15 protein-coding genes are annotated in these 21,373 nt (G+C 53.1%); 10 read left to right on the top strand and 5 right to left on the bottom strand.

Features of this window, described 5'->3' with window-relative positions:
* Positions 1 to 8: 8 nt before the first annotated feature.
* The gene (locus tag ACYVJM_RS19910) at positions 9 to 1,367 is read left to right on the top strand and encodes a Gfo/Idh/MocA family protein (protein ID WP_461149985.1); all 1,359 of its coding nucleotides are present in this window, start codon (positions 9 to 11) and stop codon (positions 1,365 to 1,367) included.
* A 165-nt stretch (positions 1,368 to 1,532) separates the two neighbouring features.
* Complete coding sequence (locus ACYVJM_RS19905) at positions 1,533 to 2,732, top strand: acyltransferase family protein (RefSeq protein WP_461149984.1); 1,200 nt, start codon at positions 1,533 to 1,535, stop codon at positions 2,730 to 2,732.
* Between the two features lie 279 nt (positions 2,733 to 3,011).
* Here the strand turns inward: ACYVJM_RS19905 and ACYVJM_RS19900 are convergent, their stop codons facing one another.
* The 4 genes from ACYVJM_RS19900 to ACYVJM_RS19885 form a co-directional block, all read right to left on the bottom strand.
* The gene (locus ACYVJM_RS19900; RefSeq protein ID WP_461149983.1) at positions 3,012 to 4,022 is read right to left on the bottom strand and encodes an FAD:protein FMN transferase; all 1,011 of its coding nucleotides are present in this window, start codon (positions 4,020 to 4,022) and stop codon (positions 3,012 to 3,014) included.
* 156 nt (positions 4,023 to 4,178) lie between these two features.
* On the bottom strand, positions 4,179 to 4,556 hold the full coding sequence (locus tag ACYVJM_RS19895; RefSeq protein ID WP_461149982.1) for a hypothetical protein: 378 nt from the start codon (positions 4,554 to 4,556) through the stop codon (positions 4,179 to 4,181).
* 119 nt (positions 4,557 to 4,675) lie between these two features.
* Positions 4,676 to 5,755: a chorismate synthase gene (gene aroC, locus ACYVJM_RS19890; RefSeq protein WP_461149981.1), complete on the bottom strand. Its 1,080-nt coding sequence runs from the start codon at positions 5,753 to 5,755 to the stop codon at positions 4,676 to 4,678.
* 97 nt (positions 5,756 to 5,852) lie between these two features.
* Positions 5,853 to 7,304 (bottom strand): BatD family protein, encoded by a 1,452-nt coding sequence (locus tag ACYVJM_RS19885; RefSeq protein WP_461149980.1) that lies wholly within the window; start codon positions 7,302 to 7,304, stop codon positions 5,853 to 5,855.
* A gap of 125 nt (positions 7,305 to 7,429) precedes the next feature.
* Between ACYVJM_RS19885 and ACYVJM_RS19880 the strand changes: the two genes are divergently transcribed.
* Positions 7,430 to 7,633 (top strand): hypothetical protein, encoded by a 204-nt coding sequence (locus ACYVJM_RS19880; protein WP_012929550.1) that lies wholly within the window; start codon positions 7,430 to 7,432, stop codon positions 7,631 to 7,633.
* Between the two features lie 75 nt (positions 7,634 to 7,708).
* On the opposite strand, the gene ACYVJM_RS19875 is transcribed toward ACYVJM_RS19880, so the two are convergent.
* Positions 7,709 to 9,103: an MBL fold metallo-hydrolase RNA specificity domain-containing protein gene (locus ACYVJM_RS19875; protein WP_461149979.1), complete on the bottom strand. Its 1,395-nt coding sequence runs from the start codon at positions 9,101 to 9,103 to the stop codon at positions 7,709 to 7,711.
* Between the two features lie 93 nt (positions 9,104 to 9,196).
* Here ACYVJM_RS19875 and pbpC point away from each other — a divergent pair, with 93 nt between their 5' ends.
* The 7 genes from pbpC to ACYVJM_RS19840 form a co-directional block, all read left to right on the top strand.
* Complete coding sequence (gene pbpC, locus ACYVJM_RS19870; protein ID WP_461149978.1) at positions 9,197 to 11,566, top strand: penicillin-binding protein 1C; 2,370 nt, start codon at positions 9,197 to 9,199, stop codon at positions 11,564 to 11,566.
* A gap of 68 nt (positions 11,567 to 11,634) precedes the next feature.
* Positions 11,635 to 12,075, top strand: a complete 441-nt coding sequence (locus tag ACYVJM_RS19865) for a nuclear transport factor 2 family protein (RefSeq protein ID WP_461149977.1) — start codon at positions 11,635 to 11,637, stop codon at positions 12,073 to 12,075.
* 88 nt (positions 12,076 to 12,163) lie between these two features.
* The gene (locus ACYVJM_RS19860; protein ID WP_461149976.1) at positions 12,164 to 17,743 is read left to right on the top strand and encodes an alpha-2-macroglobulin family protein; all 5,580 of its coding nucleotides are present in this window, start codon (positions 12,164 to 12,166) and stop codon (positions 17,741 to 17,743) included.
* A gap of 128 nt (positions 17,744 to 17,871) precedes the next feature.
* Complete coding sequence (locus tag ACYVJM_RS19855) at positions 17,872 to 19,251, top strand: sll1863 family stress response protein (protein WP_461149975.1); 1,380 nt, start codon at positions 17,872 to 17,874, stop codon at positions 19,249 to 19,251.
* A gap of 122 nt (positions 19,252 to 19,373) precedes the next feature.
* Entirely contained in the window at positions 19,374 to 19,886 is a 513-nt protein-coding gene (locus ACYVJM_RS19850; protein WP_461149974.1) for a gamma carbonic anhydrase family protein, read from the top strand.
* Positions 19,887 to 19,888: 2 nt separating this feature from the next.
* Positions 19,889 to 20,503 carry a HupE/UreJ family protein gene (locus tag ACYVJM_RS19845; RefSeq protein WP_461149973.1) on the top strand — a complete coding sequence of 205 codons (615 nt, stop codon included), beginning with the start codon at positions 19,889 to 19,891 and terminating at the stop codon, positions 20,501 to 20,503.
* 125 nt (positions 20,504 to 20,628) lie between these two features.
* On the top strand, positions 20,629 to 21,373 hold a 745-nt coding region (locus ACYVJM_RS19840; protein ID WP_461149972.1), incomplete at its 3' end, for a gluzincin family metallopeptidase.

The raw sequence follows: 21,373 nt of genomic DNA, 5'->3' as shown, positions 1-21,373 counted from the left end.
TCTGCTATATGACAACGGAATCTAACCAGGATCGCCGGAATTTCTTAAAAACTTCCGGTCTACTAACGGGCAGCGCTTTATTGGGCAGCTTACCATTTCAGGCACAGGCCATGAGCAAAGGCCCGGGCTATCACTTCTCGGTGAATGACACAATTAAGGTGGCACTCATCGGATGCGGAGGTCGTGGCACAGGGGCCGCCCAACAGGCCCTCAACACCAAACAAAATGTAAAAATCGTTGCCCTGGCGGATGCGTACCGGGACCGGTTAGACGACGCCTACAAAGCATTGACCGAACGAGGACTGAAAGCGGCCGATGGTACACCCAAGGTAGACGTTCCGGAAGATCATAAGTTTGTCGGCTTCGATGCCTACAAGCAGGCGATGGCCCTGGCGGATGTCGTCATTCTGGCGACTCCTCCTGGTTTCCGGCCCAGCCACTTCGAAGAGGCCGTTCGGCAGAACAAGCAGGTGTTCATGGAGAAACCCGTAGCCACCGATGCGCCGGGTGTTCGGCGGGTACTGGCCGCTGCTGAAGAAGCCAAGCGGAAAAAACTGAATGTTGTCGTTGGTCTGCAACGGCGGTACCAGCCCAGCTACCGCGACATGATCAAGCGTATTCATGATGGCGCGTTAGGCGAAATTGTGGGCGGATCGGTCTATTGGGTGAGTGGTGGCGTGTGGCAGAAGCCCCGCAAACCCGGCCAGACGGAAATGGACTACCAGATGCGCAACTGGTATTACTTTAACTGGCTTTGTGGCGACCATATCACGGAGCAGCACGTTCATAACATCGACGTAGCCAACTGGGTGAAAAACAGTTACCCGGTTTCCTGCCAGGGTACCGGCGGCCGTCAGGTACGCACGGGCAAAGACTACGGCGAGATCTTCGACCACCACATTGTCGATTTCGTTTATGCTGACGGCACCACCATCAACAGCCAGTGCCGCCACTACGAAGGCACCTATAGCCGGGTGGACGAAATGTTCCTCGGTACCAAAGGAAAGGTTGAGGGTATGGAGAAGAAAAGCAGCGCCCTGATGAGCTATAGCGGTCAGGCGATGTATACTCACAACGCCAAAGACGATGGTAACCCATACCAGATCGAACACGACGAATTGTTCGATGCGATTGCCAAAGGCCAGTACAAATTTGCCGATGCCGAGCGCGTTGCCAAAAGTACGATGACGTCTATCATGGGCCGTATGGCTACCTACTCCGGCAAAGTTGTGAAATGGGACGAAGCCCTGAACTCACAAATCGACCTCTTCCCGACCACACTCGCCTGGGACGCTATGCCCAAGAGCCTGCCCGATGCCAACGGCTTGTACCAGATCGCTGTACCGGGCAAAACCGTGACGGTATAGTCGTCGAAAAATATACATTGTACGATTTGGAGGCCAGCTGCGCAATTGCCAGCTGGCCTCTTTATGTTTCAGGTAAGTTTCTGACATACTGATCACTACCTCGTGCAACGTAAAGAGCAGCAATTGCATCCTGGGTATATACGTCAACCTACCCGACCTGCTTGTATGGCTACTTTACCGCATCAACGAGAATATTACATTGACTGGATCAGGGTGATCGCTTTCACGATCCTGATTCTTTTCCATTACTCCATGCCGTTTGTTCGATTCGGCTGGGAGATAAAAAATGAGGACCATTCTATTCTTCTCGACCGGCTCATTATCTGGCTTCACCAATGGCGATTGCCCTTACTATTTTTTATTGCTGGTGTAGGCGTCAGTTTTTCGCTGCGGAAGCGGTCTGTGCTTTCCTTCTTTGGTGAGCGCATTGTTCGTTTGTTCATACCGCTACTGTTCGCCATGTTCTTCGTTATTCCCCTTCAGGTTTATTTCGAGCGGCTTCAGCAAAAACAGATTAACGAGAGCTACTGGCATTTTTATCCATCTGTCTGGAAGCTGACGCCTTACCCCGAGGGCACACTTACCTGGAGCCACTTATGGTTTGTTGTCTATCTATTTGTCTTTACGATACTGCTGCTACCCGTTTTTGCTTTGTTCAAACGCAAGGGTATAGACCGATGGAAGCAAAAGCTAAATCCGGCGTTCAAGTATCCACTGGTAAACCTGCTACTGGCCATTCCCTTTATAGGCTACTATTTTGCGTTTTACATCCGCTGGCCTAGTCAGGGAAGTCTCCTCGACGACTGGTATCTGTTCAACTCGTCGATCACTTTCTATTTTTTCGGCTACTTCCTCGCCGATTTACCTGCTTTCTGGTCTACCTGCGAAACGTACCGTCGTTATTTCTTAGCCGTTGCTGTAACCTGCCTGATTGTTTTATTCTGGAAGTTCTACTGGCCGGTAGCCTTACCTACGCAGCAGGACAGCCGTCTTTATTTATATGGCTGTATGGATGGGCTGCACATCTGGGCTATTATTTTAACCACTATCGGTTTTGCCCGACGGTATCTGAACATCTCAAATCCGGCACTGGCCTATCTAACCACTGCCGTTTATCCATTCTATATTCTGCATCAAACAATCATTGTGGCCAGCGGCTATTACATTGTGCAGTGGGACAAGCCAATCTGGGTGAAGCTGCTGGCGCTCATCGGCATCTGCTTTGTGCTGCTGTTTGGGCTGTTTCATTTCCTGATTCGCCCGTTTGTACTTACTCGTATCCTGTACGGATTGAAACCGAAACAGATCAGGCTACCTAAAGGCGGATCTTTCCGGGACAAAGCCTCGGTTGCGTCATCTTTATAAAGAGAATTAAACACAGAGGCAGGGAGCACACAGAGTTTTACTGTATTTAACGCTGCTAGAAAACTATTTAGCCTTAACGTAAATAATGGGCAAACCCTAAGCTAAAGGATTGAAAAACAAATAGTCAATTGATTGTTTTTTGTCATCCCGACGAAAGGAGGGATCTTCGGTAGATTAGATTTCTTCGTTTTATCCGAAGATCCCTCCTTTCGTCGGGATGACAAAAAATGCGTTACGTTTTACCGTTTGATAGCTCACAAAAAACTAATTCGCCTTACATCAAAACGCAGCGGATTGCCATTTGCGCATCTTTCCATTCCTGTTTTCCAGGATCAGCAGTTTCACGCCGGAGAAACGCCTGATGAGTCGGCGGCTTTTTCGGAGACCCGCTACGCTGAACACTTTGGTTAACGCATCGGCCCGATAGCCGTCGGGTGCCCAGACCGTAGCGCGAACAAAATGCCGGAGCCCCAAACCCGAACGGGGGTCCATAATGTGCGAATAGCGTCGGCCATTGTGTTCCAGGAAACGGTAAGTATCACCGGATGTAGTAATGGCGGCTTTTTTAAGCAGAATCGTGGTGGTGTCGGTATCTCCGGCTTTGCCCGAGCCGATGTCAACGCGCCACCCCGGTTTACCGGGCGGTGCCTCATCGGCCAAAATGTCCCCGCCAATATCAACCAGCGACGACTGAATCCCGAACCGATGAAAAACTGTTAGCGCTTCGTCGACGGCAAACCCCTGCCCTATTCCGCCCACATCCAGCCGCATTCCTTTACGACGCAACCGGACGGTGCGCGTTGTACTGTCCAGCTCCATAAGCTTATAACCCACGGCCCGTCTGGCCCGGCGCCGTTCTTTATCCGTTGGAAACTCCTTCCGCCGAACGGCCCGGCGCCACAGCAGCGACAACGGCCCAACGGTTGGGTCGAAGCGGCCATTAGAAAGTCGGGCAATGGTCTGCGCCTTCTTCAGCACGTTGAACAGGTCTGCCGAGACAGGCACCCATTGTCCAGTCCCCGCCGTTGCAGACAGGCGGTTGATTTCGGAGCCGTCCATATAATCGCTCATTACCTGGTTCAGTGAGTCCATCCGCACCGAAACAGCCCCGTAGGCCCGTTGCGCGGTCAGGCTGTCGGGGGCGTAGAAGATGACGTTGAACTGAGTGCCCATCAGGCCCCGGCGAAAGACAAAGCGGGTTGTACCCGGTTGGGCAACTGCACAGGATGGCAGAAGATACGTTACCAGGATTATACCGAGTAGAAAGCGGGAAGATAAACGCGTATTCAACGTATTTTTGCGGGGCAGTCTGACTTAACCAACTTACCCGTGGTTACTATAAAAAATAAATACATCCTGCTGGCAGCCGCATTCTGGCTATCGGGCCTGGCTCTGACATTACTGGGCGCTTACGGAAAAAGCCATCAGTGGACCTCCACCGGTACTTTACTGACAATTGGCATTTCGGGGCAGGCCATTGGCTTCGGCTTTCTGGGATTTGCCATCATGCAGGCAGTTTTCAGGAAGAAATAGCCCGCTGATGCTATCGATCACACCAGCGGGCATCACCCGCTTACCGAGTCGTGTATCGGCAATTTGCGTTACGCTGAAATACGCCAGATCAGGCACCCGCTTTCGGTAAGCATCCACATAGAAATCAAACTCGGTGAGCAGGTTATCGCCCTGTTCAAATGCTCGTGTTCTGACAAATTGCCGAATCAAAAAATCAACGATAAACAACACCTCCTGTTTCATAGATGACTTTCGGATAATTCGCCCCCGGACAAACTCGTAGTTTGCATCGGTTTTTTGCGTGAAAGCCATTTCTCAAACTCAGCAACCGTCTGCGGAGCCGATGGGCGTTTTCTGTGGGAAGGCATTGCCGTTGTTTCCATGTTGCGTGTTGCTGTTTACCACCGACACTGATTATAAGCAAAGAAGCCCTATACCTGAGCCACTTTACCGCGCAGATACATATCGGCCAGTACCAGCGCAGCCATAGACTCTACGATGGGCACAGCGCGGGGAACCACACAGGGATCGTGCCGCCCCTTGCCCGACACCGTTACCGGCTGACCATTCACATCCACACTGTCCTGATCTTGCATGATGGTCGCTACCGGCTTAAACGCCGTTCGGAAATAGATATCTTCGCCGTTGCTGATGCCGCCCTGAATCCCGCCCGACTGGTTGGTCTTGGTCCGTACCCGCCCCGACTCGTCGGTGTAAAATTCATCATTGTGTTGGGAACCCCGCAACGCAACACCGGCAAATCCGCTGCCGTATTCAAAGCCCTTTACGGCATTGATACTGAGCATGGCTTTACCCAGCTCCGCATGGAGTTTGTCGAAAACGGGCTCGCCCCAGCCGGCTGGTGCGCCCGTAATGACACAATCGACAATACCGCCAATGGAATCGCCCTGCTTCCGGATGTCGTCGATATACTGAAACATCTGCTCGGCCGTTTCGGGGTCGGGGCAGCGTACGGCGTTCTCTTCGGCCATCGCCAGATTTAGCTCAGTATAACTTTTCTCAAGCTTAAGCGTCCCCACCTGCGAAACATACGCCTGAATCTGAACCCCTTGTTGAGCAAGCAGCAGTTTGGCAACAGCTCCGGCAGCTACCCGAGCCGCCGTTTCCCGCGCCGACGACCGTCCGCCACCCCGATAATCGCGGGTGCCGTATTTAGCCTGGTAGGTGTAATCCGCGTGCGACGGACGAAACTGTTCGGAAATGTGGCCATAGTCCTTGCTGCGCTGATCGGTGTTGCGGATAACCAGCGCAATGGGTGTTCCCTGCGTGTGCCCGTCAAACACACCCGACAGCACCTCAAACTCATCGGCCTCGCGCCGTTGGGTCGTAATGCGCGACTGACCGGGTTTACGCCGATCTAACTCATGCTGAATAAAATCGGTATCGAACGGTAATCCCGCCGGACAACCATCAATCACAACGCCAATGGCTGGCCCGTGCGACTCACCGAATGTAGAAACCTTAAACTGAACTCCGTATGTGCTACTCATGCTGGTGACTGGGGAGTGCCTCCCCGCTTTTAATTAAGCCCGGAATGCTGACCTGTTGAGGAAACAATCCCCAAAGCTCATCCCCTTTTATTTTTTGCTATCGTTTTATTAACACAAACACCATCCCCACTAACATTAACATAATTAATACGTTAGCTACAGATCGAATCAGGGCAGACACACTAATGGGTTGCTGGCTGCTGTCCATCAATTCGATGCCGGTATACAGCGAATTGCCAACCGGAGCACCCGGAACAGCCTCGCCATTGGCGATCGCTTCGCTATTTGGTTGACTGATGCCATTGACCACAGCCTCTTCAGTCCCGCCAACCCTAAGTGCCAACTGGGGCCTGAGGGTATCATAGCGGGCTCTTTGCGGGTCGAAGTAAATCCATTGAAAGTGATTTGCCAACGAAACGGTCCCATTTTGATGAGGAACAACGAAATAGGTGAAGGTTTTACGGCCCCTAATTTCGTCGCCGGTGTGATTCACCGTGTGCCGTTCTTCGGGCGGGAATATGTCTAATTCGGTGCGGTCTTCCGGAATCGACGGGCCCGGAAGGGTCGCAATATTCCCGCGTCCGGTAATGGAAAACGTGTACCGCACGCTTTTTCCCACCCCGACATTTTTCTTTTCCAGCCCTTCTTCCAGTTGAAATATACCCACAGCTACACGTCCCCGCAGCGGATGAACTGGTAATGGCCGGACGGTCACCGTGAGCGGCTGGCTGGTAAAGACAACCAGTTCCGGCTGCGAGGCCGGGGGGCCAACTACCGGCCGGCGGCTGAGCTGGAGTGACACGGCAGGCAGCCGTATGGTTTGACTCGACAAGGGGAAGAAGACGGACTGGAAGAGTCGATACTCCCGAAACTTCTTTTTGTTGATAACAACCGATATGGGTTTCAGGTCATTGATCGGCAGGTTTTCTTCCCACGAATTGACCGGACGGATCTTCCGGGTGATGCCCTGAAGCTGCTTGTCGAGGGCCTGAAAATTGAGTTCGTACGGGTAATTGTCAGCTACGAAAAATGATAAAGTCAGGGAAACGCCATCTCCCGTATAAATTGACGGTTTTGAGGACTGGACAGACAGGAATGCAGCTCCGGCGGGGGCTATGTCGACCGTATTCAGGGTGGCGCTACCGGGCGTGGTCAGCCCCGGCGTTGGCAATACGGTCAGCACGGCGCCATCGGAGTGAACGGTTTCTCCATTGACAATAAATGAAAATGGCATTAGCCGAAAACGACCGGGGGCCCGCGCTTTATAATTCTGCGTAATTATCTGATTAACAACTGATTTTCCATTTATTTCGAGGGGCGTCACGCTTGTGGAGGTACCTTTCTTCATGAAGCCCGGAATGTCTGGAAAGGCAATGGTAGCACGGGTTTCGCTGTTCGGAATGATCAGCGAAATAGTAAAGGTCCGTTCAATCGGAAAACTGGTTTCACCAAATTCGATAGAGGCAACATTATCAACAGATTGTGCAAAACCAATGGTAACGACACAATAAAATAATACAAGAAAATTTCGGAATATTGCAAGGAACATTCTTATTTTTGGACAACAAAAGTCTGAGGTAAGCCGTTACGAGTTGAGAGGTCAAAGTTAATAACGAACCGTCTATCCTCTCCTAATACCCTTGAGCTTCTTTAAACGAAAAAAAAATTAAACCTATGCTCTCGATGCTTGAGTATATCAAGACGATCCTTCAGAAGGTGAGTTTTGATAAAGGTCTTTTTGAGAAAGAGCTGGCGAAAGCCATAAAAATGCTCATCCCCAAAGAATTGAAGCAACTTAAACGCTGGTGTTATGTCCAGTTTGGTAAAATGTATCGTGCTGTCTTGAATCGTCGTTTTGCCCGGGTACGGTTTACCTGACAAAGGTATCCGTCTTCTTCGACACAAAATCCCCCGGCTGAGAAGACCGGGGGATTTTGTGTTTATACATGATTGTCAAAGCGTTACCTTCTGCCGCATATTGGGGATATCAATGTGTTTGAACCCGGCTTCGGTTAAATGTTCTTTCCAGATCAGCTGCTTGTCGTATTCGCCATGGACCAGAAACATCGCCTTAACCCGCGAAGCATCCTGGCAGCTTAACACCTGAAGCATTTCCTTATAATCGGCGTGCGCCGAGAACGAATCCATAATGGCCACCCTGGCCACAACCGGGAACCGCTCCCCAAAAATTGTCACTTCTTTATCCCCGCGTTTCAGCGCCCCGCCCAGGCTCGTTGGCGATGCGTAGCCAACCATCAGGATGGTTGTGTTTGGCTTGGTAATGTTGTTTTTAATATGGTGTTTGATCCGTCCGGCTTCGGCCATGCCCGATGGCGCGATGATGATGCAGGGTTCTTTACTGTCGTTGATGGCTTTCGACTCCTCAACGTCGGTTATGTAATGCAGGTTAGGGAATTGGAACGCATCGCCATCTTTTTTGATGTACGCCAGAATCTCCGGGTTGAAATCCTCCTCATGGTCGCGCATCACGTTGGTCGCTTTCACAGACATGGGACTGTCGATGTAAACAGGCAGGCGAGGTAGATGCCCTTCGCTCGACAACTGGTCGAGTGCGTAGATGATCTCCTGGGTACGGTCAACGGCAAAGGCGGGAATAATAAGTTTACCCTGACCGTCGACGCAGGTTTCCTTGACAATTTGCAGCAAATGTGCCTTCATATCGGGTTCTGCTTCGTGCAGCCGGTCGCCGTAGGTCGATTCACAAATGATGTAGTCGGCCTGTGGAAAAGGTTGGGGCGACCGCAGAATTTTGTCGTCGGGGCGACCAATGTCTCCGCTAAAGAACAGGTGTTTTTCGACGGTATCCTCTCGAATCGTCAAGCTCACCGACGCGCTACCGAGCAGATGGCCCGCATCGGTCAGTAAACCCGTTACTTCATCGCAGATAACAAACGGCTTGTTGTACTCGACGGCCTGCATCTGGCCCAGTGCCTGCTCAACATCCTTCTCATCATAGAGTACCTCCAGCTCGGGTTCATTCCGCCGGATACGCCGTTTGTTGACTCGCTCAAGGTCACGCTCCTGAATACGGGCGCTGTCCAGCAGCATCACTTCGCACAGATCAATCGTGGAAGCGGTCGTGTAGATTGGCCCGCTGAACCCCTGCCGCACCAGCCGCGGAATTAAGCCGGTATGGTCGATATGGGCATGAGACAGTACCATGTAATCAACCTGGGCCGGATCGAACCCAAACTGCTGGTTTAGCTCGTCCGTATTGATACCCTGAAACAGTCCGCAGTCGAGCAGAATCTGTTTTCCTCCGATGGTGGTGATCAGGTGTTTGCTGCCGGTTACGGTCCGGGCGGCACCGAAAAATTGAATGGTCATTGGCTACCTGCGATTTCGTTGATTAAGGGATTTAATTCATTTTTACGACGGCAAACGGTTCGTTTAGTACCGCACAGCTCTAAAAAAAACAGGATGAAGGCTGGGTCAATATTCAGAAACGTTGGCGGCATTGCCAAACGGTTGTGGCGATACCGTCTCGTAAAAACGCTTGTCGCAGCGATATTGATTTTTTTAGGACTCGATTTCTCCTTTCCCCTCCGCACCAGCGTTCCCTATTCAACCCTGGTTACCGCCCGCGACGGCTCCATTCTGCACGCCTTTCTGAGCCGCGACGACAAGTGGCGAATGTACGCGGAACTGGACGAAATAACCCCTACTCTGCGCGACGCCATTCTGTTCAAGGAAGATAAATACTTCTGGTATCATCCCGGCTTTAACCCCGTTTCCATGCTCCGGGCCGCTGGCCGAAATCTGCTGACCGGTCGGCGAACGTCGGGGGCATCGACCATTACGATGCAGACGGTTCGTCTGCTCGAACCCCGCGAACGAACCTACCTCAGCAAATTCATCGAGTTGTTCCGGGCGCTGCAACTGGAACTGCACCTGTCTAAAGAAGAGATTCTCCAGCTTTATCTGAACCTGGTTCCCTATGGCGGCAATATCGAAGGGTTAAAATCGGCCTCGCTGCTCTACTTTGGCAAAGCACCAACCCTGCTCAGCCTGGCCGAACTCACCACCCTGACCATTATCCCGAATCGACCGTCGAGTTTGCGGCTGGGTGTTCATAATGCGCTGGTTGTTCAGGAACGCAACCGCTGGCTGGGCCGCTTCCGGGCGAGTCATCTTTTCGATGAAACGGTCATTACCGATGCCCTCAACGAACCGCTTACGGCCTACCGACGGGAAGCGCCCCAACTGGCGCCACACCTGGCCCGTCGGCTGCGACTCGAAAACCCGAATACGCCAATCATTCACTCGTCGCTGAGCCCGTCCATACAGGCCACCACCGAACGGCTGGTGCAGCAGTACGCCAATCGCATCCGGGCGTACGATATCCACAATGCAGCGGTGCTAATTGTGGATAACTTATCAAGGGAAGTGATCGCCTATGTAGGCTCGGCCGATTTTACGAACACGTTCGACGGGGGGCAGGTCGATGGCGTACAGGCAGTGCGGTCGCCGGGGAGCGCGTTAAAGCCTATTCTGTACGGACTGGCGTTCGATGCGGGCGTCATTACGCCGAAAACGAAACTGGCTGATGTTCCAACGAATTTCAGCGGTTACCAACCCGACAATTACGACCGTCGCTTTAATGGTCCCGTTACGGCCGAGTTCGCTCTGGCTAATTCGCTTAACATTCCGGCGGTAGCGTTACTCAACGAAGTCGGTACGCCAGCCCTCGTGGCGACGCTCCGGAAAGCGGGCTTTTCGACGATCAAAAAACAGGCGAAGGCGTTGGGACTGTCCATGATTCTGGGCGGGTGTGGCGTTACGCTGGAAGAAATGACGAAGCTGTATTCGGGGCTGGCCAATGGCGGGATGGTTCGGGAATTGACATTTACACCAGCTACCCTACCGGATCGCCTGACCACCCCGGTGCCGCTCCTCTCTCCCGAGGCTGCTTACCTGGTTACGCATACGCTCACGCAAATTACGCGCCCGGACCTGCCGAATAACTTCGACAACAGTTACCACCTACCCCGCATTGCCTGGAAAACAGGCACGTCTTACGGTCGGCGGGATGCGTGGAGTATCGGCTATAACCAGCGGTATACGATTGGCGTATGGGTGGGCAATTTTTCGGGCGTTGGCGTAGCGGAACTTAGCGGAGCCAATACGGCCACGCCCCTGCTGTTCCAGCTTTTCAACGTGCAGGATTACAACTCGCCCGCCGGCTGGTTCAGGGCACCGGGGGCCGGTTCAAAACTAAGCACCCGGCTGATCTGCCCCGAAACGGGCGATGTGCCGGGCGAGTTCTGCACCAATCCGGTAACCGATTACTGCATCATGGGCGTTTCGCGGTACAGACATTGCCAGCACCAAAAGGCCGTCTTCACCAATACGGCGGGCACAATTTCCTACTGTATCTACTGCCTTCCGGACACCGGCGCGGTTCGACGCGCTTACCCGAATATAGCGCCGGAAGTGATGGCGTTTTACCAAAGTCACCATATCCCGATGCAGGCCCCGCCCCCGCACAACCCGGCTTGCGAACGGGTATTCGAGCGCACCGGGGGCAACCATACCGGGCCACGGATCACAAGTCTGAACGACGGCAGCGAGTACTTCATCAACCCTAAACAGGTGGCCGAAATGGAGCTGAGCTGCCAGCCTTCGGCCGATGTTCAAACGGTATTCTGGTATTTGAATGACAAGCTCTACCGCCGGGCAAAACCTACCGAAGCCGTGTTTTTCAAACCTCGACCGGGTGCGCTGAAAATTTCCTGCGCCGACGACAAAGGCGGCAGCAACGATATACGAATTCTGATCCGGCCGGAATAAAAGCTAAAGACTTTGCCCTCTCGAAATTTATTCACAGCTTCCGGTCAGAAAAGTCAACCTTGCTCATTATGAAAAACGTCGTTCTCTTCCTTTTTCTTTTCTTACTGACAACCATCGCCTTTGGGCAGCGAAAGGTGATGCCCGCTCAGGATCCAACGGCTATCGGTAACGCCTTTTTCAAGGCTTTGCTCGACGAAGACGATAAAGTTTTAAGCACTATTATCTCCGACGATCTGGACCTAATCAGTTTTGACGGGCAATCGATCGATACCGACTTGTTCATCCAGAACATTGAAGGCGGTCTTTTTACTATCGAAACCAGCCTCGTCTCCGACGCCGTTACCCGCCAGTATAACAACGATGCCGCTGTGATGACAGGTACCTGGCAAGCCAAAGGCAGTATGGACGGACAGGGATTCGACAACACCATTGCGTTCTCGGTCGTGAGTGCGAAGCAGGCCGGAATCTGGAAAATCGTCCATGTTCAGTTCACACCTGTCAGCCGGTAACCGTTTACTAAGTCACTACCGGGGTACCGTCCGCTGCCAAAACCGAGTGAAATTTTTCGTCTATCTTCGGCCTCTTACAACGACATCTATGTACACCCGCCCGTACCTGACCAGCCTGCTGACCGGCCTCCTTTTCGTGTTCGCGTTTACCCAATGTTCGCGACTGTCCTTTAACGAAGTCTCTGTGGTAGGCCGCAATTTCAGCGATGAAGTACAGCAGACGCAGAACCTGACGTTTACATTCAATAAAAACATTGGTCCGGCGGGCCAGCTCGACGAGTGGGATTCGACCCAATACGTGCGTTTCATTCCGGCCGTTCGCGGTAAATTCAAATGGACGGCTCCCAACGAGCTTGTCTTTTCGCCCGCCCGGGCTTTCGATCAGGCAACCGATTACCGCGCCGAATTAATGGCCGACCTGGTTCGTTACGCCGACAAGAAAGACCTGAAAGTATCCGACGAAGTCATTGCGTTCCACACCCCCTATCTGCAATTGACCAGCGTCGAAAACTGGTGGTCGCGCGATCGCGGCACCGGGCAGCCGATTGCCAAAACCCGCCTTAACTTTAACTATCCGGTATCGTCGGCCGAAGTAATTGACCGGCTGGCCGTTGCCGCCGACGGAAAAGCCCTCACGGTTCAGAGCGCGCCCGGCGATGCGACCAGTTCTGTTGCCCTGGCACTCGTCAATGCCCCGACCCTGAAGAACGAGCAGCCGCTGTCCATAAAAATAGACAAGGGGGTGAAGGTCCCCAAAACGGCTTTCGTCACGAAGGACGCCATCAACGAAACCAGCACCTTACCCTCCCGTTTTGCCATTGACATAGCCGATGTGCAGACAACATTTGAAAACAACCGGGGCGTCATAAAGGTCATCACCACCCAGGAACTTCAGCCGCAGTCGGGTGGAGCAGCGGGCAACTTAAGCGCTTATTACACCATTCAGCCATCGGTAGAAACAACCGCCGAGCTAACCGAGAATGGATTCATTATCCGGGGCGATTTCAACGAGGCCGACACCTACGTACTGACCCTCACCGACCAGATTCGCGGGGTGCTGGGTACTAAACTGGACGAGCCCGTAACGCGCGATCTGTTTTTCGGAAAGATGCCCGCCAGTATTCAGTTTGCCAATAAAAAGGCCCTCTACCTATCCTCAAAGGGCGCGCGCAACGTTGGCCTCAATATTGTCAACGTCCCGAAAGTACAGGTCAAAATCGTAAAGGTTTACGAGAACAACATACTGAATTACCTGCGGTCGAACCGTTACGAAGAGTATTCAGAAAAAGCCAATGGCGAGTGGGGGCCGTCCGGCTCGTTCAACTACAGTGCCGATGAAACCGGCGACTTGAGTGATGTACTCGTCAACAAAACCGTTGAAACAACCGACCTGCCCAAAGTTCGGGGGGTGTCGGCCCTGAATCTGGCGCTGCCGGACCAAAATAACAACTCCAGGGAAAACCCACTCCGGGGAGTCTATCTGGTAACGGTCAACTCCAAGGACGAAGCCTATCTACAGGCTTCTCAACTGGTTTCCGTGTCGGATATTGGCCTGATTGCCCGGCATTCGAACGATGAAGTGCTGGTTTGGGCCAACTCCATCCGTACCGGCGAGCCCCTGCAAAGTGTAGAGGTTACGCTGATCAGCAGCAATAATCAGTCAGTATACACCCTCAAGACCGATGGCACCGGCTTTGTGAAATTCGAGAAGGTGAGTGAGAAAGCGCCGGGGTTTAAAATAGCCCTGCTGACGGCCCGCACTACTACCCCGACAACGGCCAGCCAATCGAACCAGGACGACTTCAACTTCCTGTTTTTACCCGATACACAGGTCGAAACATCCCGTTTCGAAGTAGACGGCAAACGCGATAACCCGTCCGGCTTCGATGCCTTTGTGTACGGCGACCGGGACATATACCGCCCCGGCGATACGATTCATTTCAACACCATCATTCGCTCACAAACCTGGCAAAGCGTTGGTCAGATTCCCATTGTGATTCGGGTGCTGATGCCCAACGGACGCGAGTTTCGGGCGTTTCGCAAAACGACGGATGCGCAGGGATCAGTCACGACCGATGTTCCCCTCGACCCGGCCGCCGTAACGGGCTCCTATACGATCGAAATCCTGAACGCCAATAACGTACTGCTGGCATCGGAATCCATCAGCGTCGAAGAGTTCGTTCCCGACCGCATTAAAGTCGACGTGCTCACCGACCGGACGAGCTACAAAGCGAGCCAGACTATAACCCTGTCGGCTACAGCCACGAACCTGTTCGGGCCACCCGCTTCCGACCGGGCCTATGAAATGGAACTCCAGCTAAAGCGAAAGGTCTTCGCGCCCAAGGGTTTCGGTGAGTATAGCTTCGACATGGCCAATGGTGCTTCACCGGGGGGAGGAACCGCCAAAATGGACCTGTTCCCCAAAGAAGTCCGGCAGGGACGCACCAACGCCAACGGACAGACCACGGAACGATTCCCGATTTCTCAACTCTACCAGGACATCGGTCTGCTGGAAGCCAAGTTGTTCGTGACCGTATTCGATGAGAACGGCCGCCCGGTCAACCGGCTCCGCAGGCTGGATGTTTTGACGCAGGACACCTTCTACGGTCTGCGCTTACCCGACCGCTACGTGGCCACGAACGCCCCGCTCGCGGTCGACCTGGTCGCGCTGGACCCGGTCGGGCAACTGCGCTCATCGGCCTCGGCAGTCGTTGACGTAATCCGGTTCGATTACCAGACGGTTATCGAAAAAGCCGACAACAACGTAAAGTACACCACCAAGCGACGGGAGAAATCCGTTTACACAAACACATTGCTGTTTAAGGGTGGCAAAGCGTCGTTCCGCTATGTACCTACAGTATCGGGCGAGTATGAAGTCCGCGTTCGTCGACCCGATGCGGCTGCGGACAAATACGCAGCGACGGGTTTCTATGCGTATGGTTTCGGAAGTACGTCGGCTTCTTCGTTCGAGGTCAGTCAGGAAGGGCAGGTACTGATCGAAACAGGGCAGGCTACCGTGCAAACCGGCAACAAGGTTAAGGTTCTGTTCAAAGCGCCTTTCGACGGCAGGCTGCTCGTTACGGTAGAGCGCAACCATGTTCTGGAGCAGCACTGGCTCACAACCACGAACAAATCGGCCGAGTGGAGTTTTTCGGCGGGCGTCGAGCATCTGCCCAACGTTTACGTGACGGCAACCCTGATCCGGGCCATCGATGCAACGAATCTACCGCTCACCGTAGCGCATGGCTTTGCCTCCATTGTTGTTCAGGATGCCTACACCCGGCTACCCGTAACCCTTACCGCCGTTACGCAGTCGCGCTCCAAAACGAAGCAAACGATTCGCGTTAAAACAGCCGGCAATGCTCAGGTAACGATTGCCGTTGTGGACGAAGGAATCCTGCAATTGAAGAACTTCAAAACGCCTGACCCACATGGCTTCTTTTACCAGAAACGCGCTCTGGAAGTGACCAGCCACGACCTTTACGCCCTGCTGTACCCTGAACTTTCGCTGCAATCGAAGTCGAGTGTGGGGGGCGACGGCTATGATCTGGAACGACGCGTTAACCCGCTAAGCAACGGCCGGGTCAGGCTGGTGGCTCTCTGGAGTGGCATCAGGAAAGCGGATTCGGACGGCAACGTAGACTTTCCGATAGACATCCCACAGTTTTCGGGCGATTTACGCGTGATGGCCGTTGCTTACAAGAACGATGCATTTGGATCGGCCAACAGCAACATGAAAGTGGCCGACCCCATCGTGATCAGTACGGGCGTACCCCGTTTTCTGACTCCCGGCGACCGGGTTGAGCTACCCGTTAACCTGAGCAACACGACAAAACAGGTAGCTAGGGTTACAGCCCGCCTGAATTTGACAGGCCCATTGACCACCGACAGTATCAGTACGCAAAATCTCGTTATTCAACCTGGCCGCGAAAGCCGGGCCATCTTCCGGGTAACCGCTCAGCAGGCTATTGGCGCGGGAGCGATTACGGTAATGGTCAACGGCCTGAACGAAACGTTTACCGAAAAAACCGAAATCACCGTTCGTCCGGCGGCATCCCTGCAAAAAACGACCCTGTCTGGCGCGGTTGCTGGTGGCAAAACACAGGCGCTTCGACTGGCCGGTAGCTTCTTACCCGGAACCGCGCGGGCCAGTGTAACCTTGAGCCGGTCGCCGGTGGCACAGTATGGTCGGGAGTTATCCTTCCTGCTGGGCTATCCGCACGGGTGTCTGGAGCAAACGGTTTCAAAAGCGTTTCCTCAGTTGTACTTTGCCGATCTGGCCAAACAGGTATCGACCAGTACCTACTTTGTCCGAACGGGCGAAAGCGACCTGAATCCGACCACGAATATCCGGCAGGCGATTCAGCAGGTAGAGGGTTTACAAGCGCAAAACGGTGGTTTTACGATGTGGCCGGGCATGGCTGCGGTGTCCGGAAAATCCAATGTGGATGCCTGGGCTACGGCTTATGCGCTGCATTTTCTGGCCGAAGCTCAGGCGGCAGGCTACGAAGTTCGGACGTCGATAGTCAGTTCGGCAATTGATTACCTGACAACACTCACCAATAGCCCTGCCACCGAAGATGCCGTTACTTTCGATGAAGCTGGTGGACGAACCGCGAAGAAAGTAGCGAGCCGCACGACGCTCTACGCCTTGTACGCGTTGTCCGTAGCCGGCAAACCGAACCGCTCGGCCATGAACTACTACAAGCAGAACGCCGGTTTGCTAACGAACGACAGCCGCTATTTGCTGGCATCGACATTTTTCCGCGTGGGCGACACCCGGAGCTATGCCTCACTGCTGCCAAGACAGTTTAGTGACAACACGACCGGGCGGCAAACGGGCGGTAGTTATGCCTCGCCCCTGCGCAACCTGGCCCTCGTTCTTGATGTTCTTGTCGACACCGATCGGGATAATATTCAGATTCCAGTGCTGGCGAGGCAACTGTCGGCGGCTCTCAAACAGTCCGCTTACCTGAATACGCAGGAAGCTGCCTTTGCTTTTCTATCGCTCGGGAAACTGGCCCGGCAAACGGCGGGCAGTACAGCAACCGCCACGTTAACAGCCGCAGGAAAACCGCTTGGCAACCTTACAAATACCCCGCTGACGATCAGGCGGGTACCGACCAATGCCCCGCTGATCCTGAGCGCCAACGGTAGCGGCAACGTTTACTACTACGCACAAAGTGAAGGTATCCCGGCCAGTAGCAAACTGACTGCCGAAGACAATGGCCTGCGGGTTCGTCGGCAGTACCTCAACCGCGACGGTAAGCCGATGAGTGATATCCGGCAGAATGACCTGGTGGTTGTTAAAATTACCCTGGCCAGCCAGAATGGTTTGACCGTCGAAAATGTAGTGGTCACGGATCTGCTTCCGGCAGGACTGGAAGTGGAAAACCCCCGCCTGACCGGATCGCCGGGCCGCGAAGCCAGCGACATGTCCTGGATCAGTAAATCGAAATCCGGTGTATCAGACCAACCCGACCATTTCGACCTGCGCGACGACCGGATCAACTTTTATACCACAGCCACGGGTACCGAACGAACGTTTTACTATCTGGCGCGGGCCGTGTCGAAAGGTCGATTCGTATTGGGACCCGTATCGGCCGATGCCATGTACAATGCGGAGTACCGAAGCTATAACGGAGCAGGGGCCATAACCATTCGGTAGCGACCCTGTCTGCCCCGGCTATCCCATTAAATTCCTAACATTTGTAGTCGCTTATTGGTTATACAGAACAAAACAGCATAGATACTCAACACAAGCTGATTTAGTATATCAATAAAAGATACAACGTTATGAAAAGGAAAACATGGGTAGTGGGTGCGTTGCTGATAGCTATGGCTGGGCTATCATCCTGCGCATCGACAGAACGCCTGATTTACGGAAACTCAGACAATAGCCGGGAAGACATCGTGCGGGGCGACCGCAGCAGTTCGCAGAACAGCCGGGACGCCCGCAACCGGACCTATAGCGATGATGAAGGGGGTATTTTTAGCCGCCGGAACAAAGACAAAGATCGGGATGATGACCGGATGAGCCGGGATAACTCACGCGATAATAGTTCGTACCGCAACCCTTATCAGTCGTCGAACGACCGGATGAGCTACCGTAGCGATGACTCGAATCGCTCAGGCCGGATGTCGGGTGGAGATACCTACAACAACCGGTACAACAGCCGTTCGTACGACCGTCAGGATTCCTACAACGACCGCGACGACAACGATCGTTCGTATAGCCGACGCGATTCGTACAACGATCGGTCAAACAACGACCGGAATTCATACGATGACCGTTCATCCGATCGCCGGGATTCATACAACGACCGCAATGACGATCGCGACCGCAGCGACCGGAACTCCTACAACGACCGCTACGGCAGCAATCGCAATTCCTACAACGACCGATACGACGACCGCTACGACAGCAATCGTAATTCCTACAACGATCGTTACGATGACCGGAATTCCAGGGATTCCCGCGACGCTTACAACGATCGGGATCGGGACAACCGCCGTTATGATGACCGGAATTCGTACAACGACCGGGATAGTCGCGACCGAAACGATGACCGCAATAATAATAACAACCGGAATTCCTATAACGACCGCGACAATCGGGACAACGACCGGGATCGGGATAACCGGAACATGAACGACGATCGGCGGTACGACAATCGTGACCGCAACAACGATGACCGTTCGAATGACCGCGACCGGGACAGCCGTTCCGATGACCGTTCGAACAACAACAGTTCATATAACGATCGGGATAATCGCCGGAACGACGACAGCCGCGACAACCGCTCGATGAGCAACAATAGCGACAGCCGCAACAACGACCGCGATAACAACCGAAACAGCAACAATAATGATCAATCGAGTGACCGTGACAAACGCGAACTGAGTGACCGTATTTCGGAGCAGATGGACAAAGTCGACAAACAGCTCGACGAAGCCAAAGCCGAAGTGAAGAACGAAAGTAAGCGGGATCGCCGGAAACGGGAAGATCGGGTTAAAGATCTGGAAGATAAACGTCGTCAGCTTTCCGATTCATTTTACAAAGTACAACGGTCCAGCGCGGACGACTTTGATAAGGTGAAGAAAGAAGCGGGTAAGGTTGTCGATGATATTGGCAGCGCACTGGACAAAGCAGCCGATAAACTGGAGAAGAAATAACGCTGTAGTATCGACCGTCCCGGTTGTTACTACATGGGGGCTGATTCGACGAATCAGCCCTTTTTTTGTACGTAAATGGCAGAAAAAAATACAAACCATCCCACTCGGATTATATTTGTAACATGGCACTAATAAAAGCTGTTCGGGGTAATCACCCCACTTTTGGCGACAACTGCTGGTTTGCTGACAATGCAACAATCGTTGGGGACGTAGTTATGGGGCAGGATTGTACAGTTTGGTTCAACGCGGTTGTGCGGGGCGACGTCAACTCCATCGTCATTGGCGACCGAACCAACATTCAGGACGGCGCGGTCATTCACTGCACTTACCAGAAATTCAAGACAACCATTGGCAGTCGTGTGTCGATTGCGCATAATGCCATTGTTCATGGCTGTACCCTCGAAGACGACGTACTCGTTGGTATGGGGGCCATCGTTATGGATGGGGCCTTGGTAGGTAAAGGCAGTATTATTGCGGCCGGTGCCATTGTTACCCAGCATACTCAGGTACCGCCCGGTTCAATTTATGCGGGCAACCCAGCCCGTTTCCTGAAAGCCGTTTCGCCCGAACAGGCAGACGTGTTCAGCCGTACGGCAAATAATTATGTCATGTATGCAGACTGGTTCAAAGAATAAGCATGGATGACTTTCTAATTTATCTTGGCCTGGGCTTCGAGCACATCACAGACCCGCGCGGGTACGACCATATTTTGTTCGTTGTTGCCCTTTGTGCGGTATATACCCTTCAGCAATGGCGGCAGGTGCTTATTCTGGTGACGGCCTTCACCATTGGGCACTCTATTACGCTGGCGCTGGCAACGCTGCAGATTATCCATTATAAAACGGCGTTGATCGAACTGCTCATTCCGATCACCATTCTCATTACCGCCATTACCAACTTCTTTTTTCAGGAACCTAAATCGTGGCTGACGTACGATAAACCACAGAAACGCTCGTGGCGCTACTTACTGGCCCTTCTATTTGGCCTTATTCATGGCATGGGGTTCTCCAATTACCTACGCAGCCTGCTCGGTCGTGAGGCAGATATAATAAAACCATTACTCGCCTTCAATATTGGGCTGGAGATCGGTCAGTTGTTCATTGTTGCCCTTGTGTTGGGTGTTGCCTTTGTTAGTATTGAGTTTGGCAAAACCAGCCGTCTGCGCTGGACGCTCGTCGTATCCGGAATAGTAGCGGGAATGGCACTGTCGCTGATCTTCAACAACGCGTACCTGAAGGAATTACTGGACTAATCGCTCATCATCCGACTGCGCTGGTAAATTTTGCATTCAGAGCCCCTCCGCTCATCATTATGCCCGGCGCATAACCTCTTTTTTTCGTACTTTTACCCCTCTTATCAACAACTAGAATCTTCCTTATGCAAAAGATAGTTTTGCTGTTGGCTGGTTTGGCCATCCCCTTCGGGTTGGCACAAGCACAGGTACCAACACAGCATGCTAACACGCGCTTTGAACAGTTAGGCCCCAAGCTGCCTACGCCCAACACCTTCCGTACGGCTTCCGGCGCCCCCGGTAAGGACTATTTCCAGAACCGCGCCGATTACGACATCAAAGCCACCCTCGACGATACCAAACAGAAAATAACGGGCTCCGAAACCATCACCTACCACAATAACTCGGCTGATGCCCTTCCGTATCTCTGGCTTCAACTGGACCAGAACTTATTTCGCCCCAATGCCGATGGTAACACAACCGAAACCAACAGTATAAACGCCCAGCGGGGTATGACGGCGGCCCAACTCGACCCGGCTTCGGCATTGACAGGTAAAGATTACGGGCACAAGATCACGGCGGTTCGTGACCAGGCCGGCAAAGCCCTCAAGCATACCATCAACCAGACCATGATGCGCATCGACCTGCCCCAGCCCGTCGGCCCCGGCAAGTCGGTCACCTTCTCCATCGACTGGAACTTCAATATCGTTGATGCCAAAGCCACGCACGCCCGGTCGGGTTACGAGTACTTTCCGAAAGACGGTAACTACATCTACGAGATCGCCCAGTGGTTTCCCCGGCTCTGCGCCTACAACGACGTGACGGGCTGGCAGAATAAGCAGTTTCTGGGTCAGGGCGAGTTTACCCTCATCTTCGGCAACTACAAACTGG

The organism is Spirosoma pulveris, from assembly GCF_054781875.1.
This window is presented reverse-complemented; position numbering and strand designations above follow the sequence as displayed.